At 72.0% G+C, this 13,828-nt stretch carries 13 protein-coding genes; 9 read left to right on the top strand and 4 right to left on the bottom strand.

Features of this window, described 5'->3' with window-relative positions:
- Nucleotides 1–90 precede the first annotated feature (90 nt).
- Nucleotides 91–2,256 carry a tRNA(Met) cytidine acetyltransferase TmcA gene (locus BM272_RS11675; protein ID WP_093428972.1) on the top strand — a complete coding sequence of 722 codons (2,166 nt, stop codon included), beginning with the start codon at nucleotides 91–93 and terminating at the stop codon, nucleotides 2,254–2,256.
- Here the strand turns inward: BM272_RS11675 and BM272_RS11670 are convergent.
- Nucleotides 2,253–2,753 carry a TspO/MBR family protein gene (locus BM272_RS11670; protein ID WP_240308120.1) on the bottom strand — a complete coding sequence of 167 codons (501 nt, stop codon included), beginning with the start codon at nucleotides 2,751–2,753 and terminating at the stop codon, nucleotides 2,253–2,255. The two genes, BM272_RS11675 and BM272_RS11670, sit on opposite strands and share 4 nt — an antisense overlap.
- A gap of 123 nt (nucleotides 2,754–2,876) precedes the next feature.
- Between BM272_RS11670 and BM272_RS11665 the strand changes: the two genes are divergently transcribed.
- Nucleotides 2,877–3,617, top strand: coding sequence for an SDR family NAD(P)-dependent oxidoreductase (locus BM272_RS11665; protein ID WP_093428971.1), 741 nt, complete (start codon nucleotides 2,877–2,879; stop codon nucleotides 3,615–3,617).
- Here the strand turns inward: BM272_RS11665 and BM272_RS11660 are convergent, their stop codons facing one another.
- Nucleotides 3,618–4,082, bottom strand: coding sequence for a thioredoxin fold domain-containing protein (locus BM272_RS11660; RefSeq protein ID WP_093428970.1), 465 nt, complete (start codon nucleotides 4,080–4,082; stop codon nucleotides 3,618–3,620).
- 215 nt (nucleotides 4,083–4,297) lie between these two features.
- Here BM272_RS11660 and hemC point away from each other — a divergent pair, with 215 nt between their 5' ends.
- The 4 genes from hemC to BM272_RS11640 are packed head-to-tail and all read left to right on the top strand — an operon-like array spanning nucleotide 4,298 to nucleotide 8,646.
- Nucleotides 4,298–5,227, top strand: coding sequence for a hydroxymethylbilane synthase (gene hemC / locus BM272_RS11655; RefSeq protein ID WP_093428969.1), 930 nt, complete (start codon nucleotides 4,298–4,300; stop codon nucleotides 5,225–5,227).
- Nucleotides 5,220–6,014, top strand: coding sequence for a uroporphyrinogen-III synthase (locus tag BM272_RS11650; RefSeq protein ID WP_093428968.1), 795 nt, complete (start codon nucleotides 5,220–5,222; stop codon nucleotides 6,012–6,014). The genes hemC and BM272_RS11650 overlap by 8 nt, the downstream gene beginning before the upstream one ends.
- Nucleotides 6,011–7,414 (top strand): uroporphyrinogen-III C-methyltransferase, encoded by a 1,404-nt coding sequence (locus BM272_RS11645; protein ID WP_093428967.1) that lies wholly within the window; start codon nucleotides 6,011–6,013, stop codon nucleotides 7,412–7,414. The genes BM272_RS11650 and BM272_RS11645 overlap by 4 nt, the downstream gene beginning before the upstream one ends.
- Entirely contained in the window at nucleotides 7,411–8,646 is a 1,236-nt protein-coding gene (locus BM272_RS11640) for a heme biosynthesis HemY N-terminal domain-containing protein (RefSeq protein WP_093428966.1), read from the top strand. The genes BM272_RS11645 and BM272_RS11640 overlap by 4 nt, the downstream gene beginning before the upstream one ends.
- Here BM272_RS11640 and BM272_RS11635 read toward each other — a convergent pair.
- Nucleotides 8,613–9,623, bottom strand: a complete 1,011-nt coding sequence (locus tag BM272_RS11635; RefSeq protein WP_093428965.1) for a CDP-6-deoxy-delta-3,4-glucoseen reductase — start codon at nucleotides 9,621–9,623, stop codon at nucleotides 8,613–8,615. The two genes, BM272_RS11640 and BM272_RS11635, sit on opposite strands and share 34 nt — an antisense overlap.
- An 86-nt stretch (nucleotides 9,624–9,709) precedes the next feature.
- Between BM272_RS11635 and BM272_RS11630 the strand changes: the two genes are divergently transcribed.
- Nucleotides 9,710–10,594: an SDR family oxidoreductase gene (locus tag BM272_RS11630; RefSeq protein WP_093428964.1), complete on the top strand. Its 885-nt coding sequence runs from the start codon at nucleotides 9,710–9,712 to the stop codon at nucleotides 10,592–10,594.
- Nucleotides 10,595–10,647: 53 nt separating this feature from the next.
- On the top strand, nucleotides 10,648–10,965 hold the full coding sequence (locus BM272_RS11625; RefSeq protein WP_093428963.1) for a DMT family transporter: 318 nt from the start codon (nucleotides 10,648–10,650) through the stop codon (nucleotides 10,963–10,965).
- Nucleotides 10,966–10,969: 4 nt separating this feature from the next.
- On the opposite strand, the gene BM272_RS11620 is transcribed toward BM272_RS11625, so the two are convergent.
- Complete coding sequence (locus BM272_RS11620) at nucleotides 10,970–11,941, bottom strand: PDC sensor domain-containing protein (RefSeq protein WP_093428962.1); 972 nt, start codon at nucleotides 11,939–11,941, stop codon at nucleotides 10,970–10,972.
- A gap of 144 nt (nucleotides 11,942–12,085) precedes the next feature.
- On the opposite strand from BM272_RS11620, the gene BM272_RS11615 reads away from it, so the two are divergent.
- A complete protein-coding gene (locus BM272_RS11615) occupies nucleotides 12,086–13,825 on the top strand; it encodes a S8 family serine peptidase (RefSeq protein ID WP_143613258.1) in 1,740 nt (579 codons plus the stop codon).
- Nucleotides 13,826–13,828 lie beyond the last annotated feature (3 nt).

The following is a 13,828-nucleotide window of genomic DNA, read 5'->3' as shown; positions in this document are numbered from 1 at the left end:
CTGATGTTGTCCCCCGAAGGTAGCTGTCGCCATGGGCCTATGCCAGCAGCGCGGTTGTGGCGGCCGCCGCCGGCCGGCGATACTCGCGCCATGAGTGATGGTGCCCCCGATGACCCTGAAGCCACCGCCCTGGGCTCCGCCCTGGCGGCCGAAGCCCGCCGCGTCGGCCAGCGTCGCGCCCTGGTCCTGACCGGCGGTGGCGACTGGGCCTGCCGGCAGGCCGGTGCGGTCCTGGTCGGGGCCGGGATCGAGACTCCCCTCTGGGTCGGGAACGAGGCACCGGCCGGCACGGAGGTGGTGACCCCGGAGGGGGCCACGGATTACCTGGGCGGAGAGTGGCCCGCCGTGGTCTACGACCTGCGCGCCGGGGTGGATGCCGATGCCATGGGGGCGGTGGCCGGCACCGTGGCCGCCGGCGGCCTCCTCCTGCTGCTGGGGCCGCCGCTGGCGGACTGGCCGACCTTCCCCGATCCCCAGCGCCAGCGGATCACCGTGGACCCCTGGCCGCCGGAGGCGGTGGGTGGGCGTTTTCTCCGGCGCCTGGCCGACCTCATCGCCGCCGACTCGGCCACGCCGGTCTGGAGCGAGGGCGAGGCATCCCCCCGACTGCCGGATCTCCCCGCACCACCGCCGGCCGCCGAGCCCCCCGACCCCGATTGTCGCACCGCCGACCAGGCCGCCGCCGTCGCCGCCCTGGAGAAGGTGGCCACCGGCCAGCGGCGACGGCCGGTGGTCCTGATCGCCGATCGCGGTCGCGGCAAGTCCGCAGCCCTGGGCATCGCCGCCGCCCGCCGCCTGGACGCAGGGGCGCAGCGCGTGGTCCTCACCGCCCCGCGGCGGGCCGCCGTGGCGGCAGCCTTCGAGCGCGCCGAAGTGGCCCGGTCGGGGGCGGTCCGCGAGGGTGGTTCGCTGGTCTGGCCGGACAGGAGCCGGCTGGACTTCCGTCCCCCGGACGAGCTGGCCGAGAGCGGTGAGCAGGCCGACCTGGTCCTGGTCGACGAGGCCGCCGCCCTGCCCGTACCCCTTCTCCAGCGGTTGCTGGCCCGCTATCCGCGCCTGGCCTTCGCCACCACGCTCCATGGCTACGAGGGTACCGGCCGCGGCTTCGAGGTTCGTTTCGCCCGCGCCCTGGACGAGGGCAGCCGGGGCTGGCGGCGGCTCACCCTGGCCGAGCCGGTGCGCTGGGCCACCGGCGATCCGGTGGAGGCGCTGACCTTCCGCCTCCTGGCCCTGGATGCCGAGCCACCAGCGGAGGCCGAACTCCCCCCGGATGCCGCGGCCGCGGCGGAGGTAGCCCCCGAAGACCGCGATGCCCTGGCGGCGGATGAGACCGCCCTGACCGAGGCCTTCGGCCTGCTGGTCCAGGCCCACTACCGCACGCGCCCCCGGGATCTGCGCAATCTCCTGGACGCACCGAGTATCGGCGTGGTCACCGCCCGCAGCGGGGGGCACGTGGTTGGCGTCGCCCTGTGGGCCCGGGAGGGGGGCTTCGACGCCGGGACGGCGGCGGCCATCACCGCCGGTCGGCGGCGTCCCCACGGCCACCTCATCCCGGAATCCCTGGCGGCCCATCTGGGCCTGGGCGAGGCGCCGGAGCGGGTGGGCGCGCGGGTGCTGCGCCTGGCCGTGCATCCGGCACTGCGCCGGGCCGGGCTGGGGCAGCGGCTGGTGGAGGGGGTGGCCGAGGCCGCCGGGGCGGCCGGCTGCGACTACCTGGGGGCGAGCTTTGCCGGCGAGCCGGAGCTGCTGGCCTTCTGGCGCGCCTGCGACCTGGAGCCGGTGCGGGTCTCCCTCTATCCCGGCGCCATCTCCGGCGCCCACGCCCTGCTCATGCTGCGCCCGCTGAATGACGCCGGGTCGGCGCTCACCATCGAGGCGCGCGCGGTGCTGGCCGACGACCTGCCAGTGGCCCTGGGGGATGCCCTGCGGGACCTGGACCCCGACCTGGCGGCGGCGGTGCTGGCGGGGCTGCCGGTGGCGGTGCCGAAGGACGGCGATGCCCGGACCATCACCGCCGTGGCCGCCGGGGAGCGCCTGCCGGAGGCGCGCCCCGCCCCCTTGTGGCGCTGGTCGGCGGCCCTGCTGGCGGCCCCGCCGCCGGCGCTGGAGCCCGACGGGGTCCGCGTCCTGATGGCGCGGGTGCTGCAGCAGCGACCCTGGACCGAGGTGGCGACGGCAGCCGGCCTCTCCGGCCGCCGGGAGGCGGTGGCGGCGCTGCGGCGGGCGTTGAGGCGGGCGCTGGCCGTCGGCCTTTAGTTGAGGTAGACGATGCTGGCGTTGAGCAGGGTCGCGTAGCCCACCCAGGCGATGTAGGGGACGAAGAGCCAGCCCGCCACCCGGTCGAACTCGGTGAAGGCGCGCCAGGTGGCCAGGATGGCCGCGAGCAGGAAGACGATCTCCACCAGCGCCCATCCCGGCGACTGCAGGCCGAAGAAGACCACGCTCCAGCCCAGATTCAGCCCCAGCTGGACGAAGAAGAGCGCCAGCGGATGCGGCGTCTCCCGATCCCAGGAGAACCCCGCCACCCGCCAGACCCGCCAGGCGGCCACCGCCATCAGCACGAACAGCAGATTCCAGACGATGGGGAAGGCGATATCCGGCGGCGTGAAGAAGGGCCGGGTCAGCTCCCGGTACCAGGGGTCCAGGGCCGGCCGGGTGATGGCTCCGCCCACGGCCCCGGTGGCCAGGCAGAGCACCAGCAGCCCCAGGAGCATGAGGCGCTGGGTCCAGGGGTTGGGGGCAGTCTCGCTCATGGGGGCTCCTCGGCCGGATCCGTTCGGAGGAGACAGTACCGCAGCGGTCACCCCCTGTCAGCGGGGTGCTCGGCGGCTACACTCCTGATGGAAAATCCATAATAACCAGAGGGGAGTAGCGACATGCGCATGGCAGAGCGGAGGGTCATCGTCACCGGCGGGGCCAGTGGTATCGGCGAGGCGACGGTTCGCGACCTGGTGATCCAGGGGGCGCGGGTCATTATCGCCGACCTCGATGATGAGCGTGGGCCCGGACTGGCCGAGGAACTGGGTGAACAGGTGACCTACCAGCGGACCGATGTGGCCGACGAGGACTCCGTGACCGCCCTCTTCGATGCCGCGGAGGCGACCCTGGGCGGGGTGGACGGCCTCTTCAACAACGCCGGCATCGGCCACATCGGCCCCTCGGCCCAGCATCCGCTCACCGACTGGCAGCGGGTCATCGACATCAACCTCACCGGGGCCTTCCTGGTGGCCAAGCACGCCATTGCCCGCATGGAGGCCGCCGAGGGCGGGGCCATCGTCAACTGCGCCTCCATCCTTGGGAATTTCGGCCAGTCCCAGACCGCCGCCTATTCCGCCGCCAAGGGGGGCGTGGTCAACCTCACCCGGACCCTGGCGCTGGAGTACGCCCGGAAGGGGATCCGGGTGAACACCGTCTCCCCGGGCTACATCATCACGCCCTTGCTGGACGCCCTGGATCAGGAGACCAAGGACTACCTGGCCGGGCTCCACGCCATGGGGCGCATGGGCCAGCCGGAGGAGGTGGCGCGTGCCGTGACCTTCCTGCTATCCGACGAGGCCTCCTTCATCACCGGGTCGCAGCTGCTGGTGGATGGCGGCTTCACCGCCGGCAAGAGCTGACTACTCTCCCGCCATGGCCTCGCGGACCGATTCTACCCGGCGTTCCAGGTAGAGGCCGTAGTAGTCCCGCGAGGTCACGCCCACCAGGTTCTCGGCAGCCACGTCCCCCTCGGGGGTGAGGAAGACCAGCGTGGGGGTTACCCGGACGCTGTAGCCGTCGCCGAGGTCGCGCTGTTTGACGGTCTCACCGGCGAAAGTGGTGAGGTTGCGGTGGCTGCCGACGTCCACCTCCCGGATGGTCACGGCCTCCCCACGCTTGCGCATGGGAACGAGGTGGCTCTCCTTCACGTACTCGCAATAGGGGCAGTCATCGGCGGTAAAGGCGAGGATCACCGGCTGGTCCGGGTCCAGGTCGCGAAGGTCGCCGGCTGCGGTGAGTCCTTCGGCGGCGCCGTGGCCGCTCCAGGCGGCGAGCATCAGCAGGGTGGTCAGCAGGGCCAGGGTCTTTGCGCGGATGATTGACATGGTCGTTGGACTCCTCCGTTCCGCCGGTGGGCCGACGTTGTATCCTGCAGGGATGGACAACGACAGACCACCCCGGGTTCACCTTCACGCTGGCCGCTCAGTTTCGGAGGAGTTCCGGTGAGCGAATCGGTAGCGCCCCGCCGTGCCGGGCGATTGCCCGGGACACGGGCGCCGACGTAGCATAGACGCCTCTACCGGCCAGCCGAGCCCCTTTCATGTCCGAGCCCCTGCGCATCGCCACCCGCAAGAGTCCCCTCGCCCTGTGGCAGGCGGAATACGTCCGTGACCGGCTTCAGGCCCTGCATACCGGGCTGGAGGTGGAGCTGGTCCGCATGACCACCCAGGGGGACCGGGTCCTGGACTCGCCGCTGGCCAAGATCGGCGGCAAGGGGCTGTTCGTGAAGGAGCTGGAGAACGGCATGCTGGAGGGGCGCGCGGATATCGCCGTCCACTCCATGAAGGATGTCCCCATCGAGTTCCCGGAGGGGCTCCATCTGGCGGTGATCTGCCCCCGGGAGGACCCCCGGGACGCCTTCGTGAGCAACCACTACGACCACCTGGACGAGCTGCCCGAGGGGGCCGTGGTCGGGACCTCCAGCCTGCGCCGCCAGGCCCAGGTGCGCGCCCGGCGGCCGGATCTCGAGATCCGGGATCTGCGCGGCAACGTGAACACCCGCCTGGCCAAGCTGGACGCCGGCGACTACGACGCCATCATCCTCGCCTGCGCCGGTCTGCGGCGGCTCGGTTTTGCCGAGCGGATCCGGACGCCGCTGGAGCCGGAGGTGATCCTGCCGGCCATCGGCCAGGGCGTGGTGGGCGTGGAGTGCCGCGTGGACGACGAACGGGTCAACGAACTGCTGGCGGCGGTGGACGATGCCGCCACCCGGCCGCGCATCGCCGCCGAGCGGGCGCTGAATGCCCGGCTGGAGGGCGGCTGCCAGGTCCCCATCGGCGGCTATTCCGAGGTGGAAGGCGACGAGATCCACCTGCGCGCCCTGGTGGGCCGCCCCGAGGGGGGCGAGGTCATTCGCAGCGAGGCGCGCGGCCCGGTGGCGGAGGCGGAGGCCATCGGTGTGCGGGTGGCGGACGATCTGCTGGCCCGGGGCGCGGGCGAGATCCTCAAGGAGGTCTACGGTAATGGCTGACGAACTCGCGGGCCTGGGCATCATGGTCACGCGCCCGGCCCATCAGGCCGAGGAGTTGTCCCAGCGGATCGAGGAGGCCGGCGGGCATCCCTGGCGCTTCCCCGTCCTGGAGATCCTGGATCCCGAGGACAGCGGTCCCCTCAACGCCATCATCGACCGCCTGGACGACTTCGACCTGGCGGTATTCATCAGCCCCAATGCGGTGAACAAGGCCATGAACCTCATCCAGGCCCGGCGGGAGCTCCCCTCGGGCCTGCAGCTGGCCACCGTGGGCCGGCGCTCCGCGGTGGAGCTGCGCCACTTCATCGGCCGCGATCCGGATATCTTCCCCAGGCAGAAGTTCGACAGCGAGGCGCTGCTGGCCCAGCCCGGCATGCAGGATGTGGCCGGCAAGCGGGTGGTGATCTTTCGCGGCGATGGCGGCCGGGAATTCCTGGGCAACACCCTCACCGAGCGCGGGGCCGAGGTGACCTACGCCGAGGCCTACCGCCGGGGCCGGCCCCCGGCGGACCTGGGCGCTCTCCAGCGCGCCTGGGCGCGCGGGGATATCGACGTCATCACCATCACCAGCGGCGAGGGGCTGCGGAACCTCTTTGACATGGTCGGGAAACTCGGCCAGTACTGGTTGAAGAAGACCCCGCTGGTGGTAGTAAGCGAGAACCAGCGCGAACTGGCCCGGGAGCTGGGCTTCAAGGTGGAGCCGGTAGTGGCCGAGGCCGCGGCCGACGAGGCCATTGTGGATGCCCTGATTCGCTGGCGGCAGGGCGCGGGAGAGGTACCGACATGAGCGAAGAGGATACCCAGGGGCGCGGCGCGGAGGCCGGCGATACCGGCGGCAAGCCGACGGCAGAGAGGACTCCGGAGGCGCCCTCCACCCCGGCCCGTGAGGATGCGGAGAGCTCCGGGTCCGAAGCGACCTCCGAGCAGGCGGCCCCCAAGGGGCAGGAGAAGAAGTCGTCCGGCAATCGCAAGCGCGGCGCTGGCGGTTCCGGTGCGGCGGGCAAGGGCTCTGCAGGCAACGGTGCCGCCGCAGGCGACAAGAGTGGCGGGGGCAGCACGTCCAGCACCAAGGGGGGGCGTGGCGCGAAGTCCACCGGCCGGAAGGCGGGCAACCGGGGCGGGTCCACGACGAAGGCGACCGGTCGTTCCGGTGGCGGCGCGACCACCTCGGCCGAGGGGGAGAGTGCCGGTCCGGCCTCCGGTCGCGGCCTGACCGCCGCCCTGGTCGTCCTCCTGGTCCTGGTGGCCGGTGCCGCCGGGGCCGGCGGCTGGTTCGGCTGGCAGCTCTGGCAGCAGCAGGCCGAGCTGGAGCAGACCCTGGCCGACCGCGAGACCGCCATCCGCCGCCTCCAGGGCCGACTGGAGGAGGTGGGCGATACCGCCCGCTCCGCGCGGGAGGCGGCCGCCGGCAGCGCCGCCCGCGCCGAGGATGTCAGTGAGGGGCTGGAAGCGACCAACACCGAGCTGGAGCGCCTGGCCGAGCAGGTGGGTCGGGGCAGCGAGGAGTGGCAGCTCGCCGCCGTTCGCCACCTCCTGACCCTGGCCGATCAGCGGGCGGCCCTGGCAGCCGACTGGCCGGCGGTGGATGCCGCCCTGGCCGCCGCCGACGAGCGCCTGGCCGACCTGGGCGGTGCGCGCTACCAGCCCCTGCGCGAGGCCATCGCCACGGTGCGCCAGGAGGTGGCCGCGGTGGAGCCGCCGGACGTCCCGGGGCTCGCCGCGCGGCTCACCGGCGTCAGCGCCGCCGTGGACGATCTCCCCCTGCGCCGCCCTGGCGGCGCACCCCGGCCGGAGGCCAACGGTCCCACCGAGCCGGTCTCCGGCTGGCGCGGGGCCGTGGCGGCCGTGGGCGACGCCCTCTCGGAGCTGGTGGTGGTGCGCCGCCACGACGAGGACGTCCGCCCCCTGGTGGCACCGGAGCAGGAGGAGAACCTGCGCCTGAACCTGCAGCTCCAGCTGGAGAGCGCCCGGGTCGCCCTGCTGCGAGGCGAGACCGGGACCTGGCGCGACACCCTGGAGCAGGCCCGGATGTGGGTGGAGCGCTACTTCGACACCAGCGCCGCGGCCACCGAGGCGGCCCTGGCGAGCCTGGAGGAGCTGGCGGGTGCCGAACTCGAGTACGAGCGCCCCGACCCCGGCCGGGCGCTGGAGGTTCTGGACGGGATCCAGGGGGGTGACGCGCCATGAGGCGCCTCCTGCTGCTTTTGCTGGTCATCGCCGGCGCCACGGCGGTGGCGATCTGGGCCCACCGCGATCCCGGCTATCTCCTCCTGGCCCGGGGGCCGTGGAGCGTGGAGATGTCGCTCACGGTGGCGGTGGTGGCGGCGCTGTTCGCCTTCATCGTCGGTTACTCCCTGGTGCGGCTGGCGGCCAACCTCCTGGATGCCCCCGGCACGCTGCGCCACTGGCGCCGCCGCCGCCGGACCCTGCGCGGCATGGGGCTGCTCCGGCGCGGGGAGATCGAGTTCGCCGAGGGGCGCTGGCCGGCCGCCGAGCGGCACCTGGAGCGGGCCGCCCGGCGCGGGAGCCACTCCCTGCCTGCCTATATCGGGGCCGCCCGGGCTGCTCAGCGCCAGCACGCCCACGAGCGGCGGGACGACTACCTCAACCGCGCCCACCGCAGCGAGCCCGATGCCGACCTGGCGGTGCTGCTCACCCGGGCCGAGCTGCAGCTCGCCCACCGCCAGTACGAGGAGTCCCTGGCCTCCCTGCTCCATCTGCGCTCCATCGCCCCGCGCCACCGCTACGTCCTCGCCCTCCTGGCCCGCCTCTACCGGGCCCAGGGGGCCTGGACGGAGCTGGCGGACCTGCTGCCGGAGCTGCGCAAGCGCCAGGCGCTGGGTAACGAGGAGCTGGTGGAGCTGGAGCGGACCACCTGGGCCCACCGCCTGGAGAGGGCGGAGGCCGGGGGGCGTCGCGAGGAGCTACTGGACGTCTGGGATGCCATCCCGCGCCAGCGGCGCAGCGAGGCGGCGCTGGTGGGGCGCTATGCCGCCGCCCTCCACCGCCTGGGCGGCGGTGGTGACGCCGAGGTGGTCCTGCGGCGCTGGCTCAAGCACCACTGGGACCCGGCGGTGGTGCGGCTCTACGGCCTGGTCCACGGCGCCGACCCGGCGCACCAGCTCTCGGTGGCGGAGAAGTGGCTGCGCGGCCACGAGGGCGAGGCGGACCTGCTGCTGACCCTGGGCCGGCTCTCCTTCCGCCGGGAGCTCTGGGGCAAGGCGCGCCACTACCTGGAGACGAGCCTCGACACAGAGTCCCGGGTGGAGACCCACCGCGAGCTCGCTGTTCTCCTGGAGCGCCTGGGTGAGAACGAGGCGGCCATCAAGCACTGGCGGCGCGGGGTCGAGGCCGCCCTGGCCACCGGCAGTGACGACCTGGCGGCTCAGTCCCCCGCCGGTTCGAAGGCGTCGGCGTAGAGCCGCTCCGGGTCCAGCCCCTGCCCGGGCAGGCTCTCCCGTAGCGCCTCCACCATGGCCGGCGGCCCGCTGGCGTAGACCTCGAAACCGGACAGGTCCGGGAAGTCGGCCAGGACCGCCTCGTGGACGTAGCCGGTGCGCGCGCCACCGCTGTCGCCCTCGGGCTGCGAGAAGACCGGGGTGAAGGTGACGTTGGCGTGTTCGGTGGCCCACTGCTCCGCCAGGGTGCCCAGGTAGAGGTCCCGCAGGGCGCGGACCCCCCAGTAGACGTGCAGCGGGCGCTCGGTCTCCTCGGCCAGGGCGTGCTCCACGATGGCCTTGATGGGGGCGAAGCCGGTGCCGCCGGCCACCAGGATCGCCGGTCCCTCCGACTCCTCCCGCCAGAAGAAGCTCCCCAGCGGGCCCTCCAGCCGGAGGATGTCCTTCTCCTTGTAGTCGCCGTTGAACAGGGCGTCGGTGAAGCGCCCGCCCGGCATGTGGCGGACGTGGAATTCCAGCAGGGCGTCGTCGTGGGGCGGATTGGCCAGGGAGTAGCTGCGCCGGCGGCCATCGCGCAGGAGGAGATCGACGTACTGGCCGGCGAGGAACTGGAGCCGCTCGTTCTGCGGCACCTTCAGGCCCAGGCGGATGACGTCGTCGGCCAGCCGCTCCATCTGCTGGATCCGGGCCGGCATGGTACGCACCGGGATCTCGGTGAGCGCCCCCACCTCGCGAACCTCGATGGTGAGGTCGCTGATGGCCTCGGCCTGGCAGAAGAGCGCCAGGCCGTTGGCCTCATCCTCGTCGGTGAGCGCCGGCGGCTGGCCGGCGTAGGCCACCTCCCCCTCCAGCAGCCGCCCCTTGCAGGTGCCGCAGGTGCCGTTGCGGCAGCTGTAGGGTAGCGCGAGACCGTGGCGCAGGGCGGCATTGAGCACCGTCTCGTTGGTGGCCACCTCGAAGGTGTGGCCGCTGGGTTCCACTCGGACCTGATGGGACATGGGGGCTCCTCGACGCAGGGGCTGACTCTACTAGACTAATTCAACTGGGAGCCATTATCGGGTAGCCGCGCGGGAGAGGAAAAGGCATGGCGAGTGTGCTCATCGTCGGCTGTGGCGACATCGGGCGCCGCACCGGGCGGCGGCTGGTTGAGCGCGGTGACGAGGTGGTCGGCCTGGTCCGCTCCGAGGCCAGCGCGGCGGCCGCCACGGCCGATGGGTGCCGCGCCGTGGCCGCCGACCTGGATCGCGGTGGTGATGCCCAGCGCCCGGAGCCCGGTGGCACCCTCTACTGGTTCGCCCCGCCGCCGCCCCGGGGCCGGCAGGATCCGCGCCTGCGCGACTACCTGGCCGCCATCGCCCCAGGGGAGGAGCCGGCGCGGGTGGTCCTCATCTCCACCTCGGGGGTCTACGGCGATCGCGGTGGCGAGTGGGTGGACGAGACCGCGCCGTTGCGACCGACCAGTGATCGCGGCCACCGCCGCTTGGACGCGGAGCGGGCGCTTACCGACTGGGCCGGGGAACGCGGCGTGGAGACCATTATCCTCCGCGTTTCCGGGATCTACGGCCCCGATCGGCTGCCGCTGGAGCGGCTGCAGCGCGGTGAGCCCATCCTCGAGCCGGCCGACAGCGGGGTGACCAATCGGATCCACGCCGAGGATCTCGCTGCCACCTGTGCCCGCGCCGGCGAGGTCGGGGCCCCGCCGGGGGTCTACAATGTGGCCGACGGGGTGCCCTGCCCCATGGCGGAGTACTTCGATGCCGTGGCCGACGCCGCCGGCCTGCCCCGGCCACCCCGAGTGGGACTGGCCGAGGCCCATCGGCGGATCTCCCGCGGGATGCTGGACTTCCTGCTGGAGTCCCGGCGGCTGGACACTACCCGATTGCGGCAGGAACTGGCGGTGGAGCTGAACTACCCGGACTACATCGAGGGTATCCTCGCCAGCCTGGCGGCCATGGCCGCCGAGTCCTGACCCCGGCAAGTCGCTGCTACCATGGGGTTCGTTTCGGCACCCCGGAGGCCCCCATGGGCTGGTTCCTGCTCGCCGCCGCCATCCTCCTGGAGGTGGCCGGTACCACCAGCATGAAACTGGCCGAGGGATTTACCCGCCCCGTGCCCTCGGTCCTCATCTTCGTCTTCTACGGCGCCTCCTTCGTGCTGCTGACCTTTGCGCTGCGCCACATCGAGGTGGGCATCGCCTACGCCGTCTGGGCCGGGGCGGGGACGGTGCTCATCGCCCTCATCGGGGTGGCCGCCTTCGGCGAGGCGATGACCGGCCTCAAGCTCCTGGGGATCTTCCTGGTGGTGGGCGGCGTCGCCGTGCTCCACGCCGCCCAGGGGTGAACGCCTACTCCGCGCCTTCCCGCCGGCCCTGGCGGGCGGTGCGCAGGAGGATGGTCTCCGCCCGGGCACCCAGGTAGACGTAGATCCCGAGTCCGACCAGCAGCCCCACCGCGGTGAACATCATCCAGACCGCCCCCATGATCCCGCTGCCATCTCCCAGGGCCGCCTTGAACATCATCAGCAGCGCCTCGATGGAGACGGCGATGAGGATGGCGGCGACGAAGCGGGTGATGGTTCGCCGGGTGGAGGAGTGGCGGAAGATGTCCTTGTGCATCAGGACCTCCTCCTCGAGGATGGTCTTGCCCAGGTCGAAGACCGCCAGCGCCAGGGTCAGGAAGATGATGGCGGTGAAGGGGCGCAGGTGGCGGTCGATGCCGGCCTCGCTCCCGTTCTGGACCATGGCGGCCACCTCCAGGCCGGCGGCGACCAGCAGGGCGGCCACCACCGCCATCAGCCCGCCGACGATGAGCCCGTAGATCCCCTTGAACAGCGGCTGGAAGCGCCGCCGGCCCCCGTCGCCCATGAGGAAGGCGACCATCTCCGCCAGGTCGCAGTCGATGACCACGTAGCCGGCGGGTTGTCCCTCCTCGGTGTAGACCGGCGTGGCCGCGCTCAGGCAGAGGTGGTGGTCGGCGCTGGAGAGATAGGGATCGGTGATCGCGGGGCCCCCGGACTCCCGGGCAGCGGTGAAGTAGGGGCGATGGCTGCGGTCCCGACCGCGGGCCTGCTCCTCGTCCCCGGTGCGCTCCTCGACCTCGTTGTCGCTGGTCTGCCGTCCCTCCGTATCGAGGGTGTAAAGGAGTTTCACGAAGGGGTAGTGTTGCCGGATATCGTGCAGCGCCCGCCGGCGGATGCTGGCATCCTCCAGCAGGCGCGCATCGGAGAGGCCGGTTATGATGGAGGTCAGGAGGTCGCGGACCGTGGCGCGGTGTTCCTGGAAGCGTTCCATCAGGGCGATGTAGCTGAGGGTACTCATGGTAGCTCCCGAAAAAGAGCGGGGTGCCGAAGCACCCCGAAAGACTGCAGGAGATGAGAGATGGCGGAATCCGTCCGCACTCACTCCCGTGCAGGTGTCGTGCCAGCATCCTCCGGGCCACTCTGCGGGGCCGGGGGCGACGTGATGGGCGTGGCCGTGCACCGAGTATGTGCCACCACCGCCCGTTATGCACTGACCTGGTGCGTGCGGGCCCGTCGGCTGGCACTGCCGGGGGCCGCCCTGCTCCTGGCCGGCTGTGATCCCCTGGTCGGTGGCGATGGCGGCGGCGGCAGCGTGGCCTGCCCCGGCGGCCCCGATCCCCTCTTCGTCGACCAGTGGCACCTGGACAACACCGGGCAGACCGCCCTCGACGGCTCCGTGGCCGCCACCCCCGGCGTCGACCTGGGCGTGGACGGGGCCTGGTCGGCCGGCTACCGCGGGAGCGGGGTCGGCATCGCCGTCCTCGACGACGCTGTGGACATCGGCCACGAGGACCTGCGCGCCAACGTGCTGGACGGCCGGAGCGTCGATTACACGGATGGCGGCGATGACCCCTCCCCCGAAGACGGCTCCGGACTCTTCCACGGCACCGCCGTGGCCGGTATCTCCGCCGCCCGGGATGACAACGGCTGCGGCGGTCGCGGGGTGGCCCCGCGGGCGGGGGTGGCGGGGTTCAACATCCTCGCCACCGAGGAGGTTATCGATATCAAGGATGCCCTGGAGCAGGACGTGGCTGTTACCAACAATAGCTGGGGACCCGAGGATCTCACCGGGGAACTAAGGGGAGGCGGCTGGCAGGACTCGGTCCTAGGAGGGACCGAGGTGAATCGTGATGGGCGCGGTACCGTCTATCTCTGGGCCGCCGGCAACGGCTATGGCTGCGTGAACGTGCAGGGGGATGACACCAAGAACTGCGAGCCGGTGGACGACTCCAACTACGACGGCGCGGCCAACTACTGGCGGGTGCTGGCCGTGTCGGCGGTGAATGCCCGCGGGCGCCCCGCCGTCTACAGCGAGCGCGGGGCCAATGTCCTGGTGGCCGGCCCGGGCGGGCGCTTCTGTACCGACGGTGAACTGGCCGTGACCACTACCTTCCCCGACGGCTTCGACCGGCCGGATAACTGGACCCGCGACTACACCGACCGGCCCGCCTACACCCGCTGCTTCAACGGCACCTCCGCCGCCGCCCCCGGCGTGGCCGGGGTGGCCGCCCTGGTGCTGGAGGCCAACCCCGATCTCTCCTGGCGGGAGGTGCGCTGGATCCTGGCGACCACCGCCCGGGATGACTTCCAGGCGGCTGACGCCGATCCCCTGGCCCCGGCCGATGACTGGGCAACCAACGGCGCTGGCGAGACGGTGAGCCACGCCTTTGGCCACGGTCTGGTGGATGCCGGAGCGGCAGTGGCGGAGGCGGAATCGTGGGCGCAGCAGGCCCGATCGCTAGGGGCCTTGCAGGAAGAGAGCGAAACGGGAGCGGGTATCTCGTCCATATCGGCGGGTTCATCTGATGCTCCCGCCGAACATTCGGAGACCGTGAGTATTGCCGGCTCCGGTATCGACACCCTCGAGGCGGTGGAGGTGACCCTGGACGGCTGGTCCCACGACGACTGGAACCGGCTGGATATCGAACTCGTCCACGAGGACGGTTCGGGGAACGAATTCAGCCGCAGCCTCCTGGCCGAAGAGCATTTCTGCGAGGTCTCCGCCGGAAGCTACTCGCTGACCGGTTGTGCCGCCCTGAACAGCCAGTCCTGGACCTTCTCCACCACCCACCACCTGGGCGAGGCCGCCGACGGCACCTGGCGGCTGGAGATCACCGATAACCGCTCCAGCGGCGAGGACGGGAGCCTCGGCTCCTGGACCCTGACCTTCCACGGCCACTGAGAC

The organism is Thiohalospira halophila DSM 15071, from assembly GCF_900112605.1.
Taxonomy (GTDB): domain Bacteria; phylum Pseudomonadota; class Gammaproteobacteria; order Thiohalospirales; family Thiohalospiraceae; genus Thiohalospira; species Thiohalospira halophila.
This window is presented reverse-complemented; position numbering and strand designations above follow the sequence as displayed.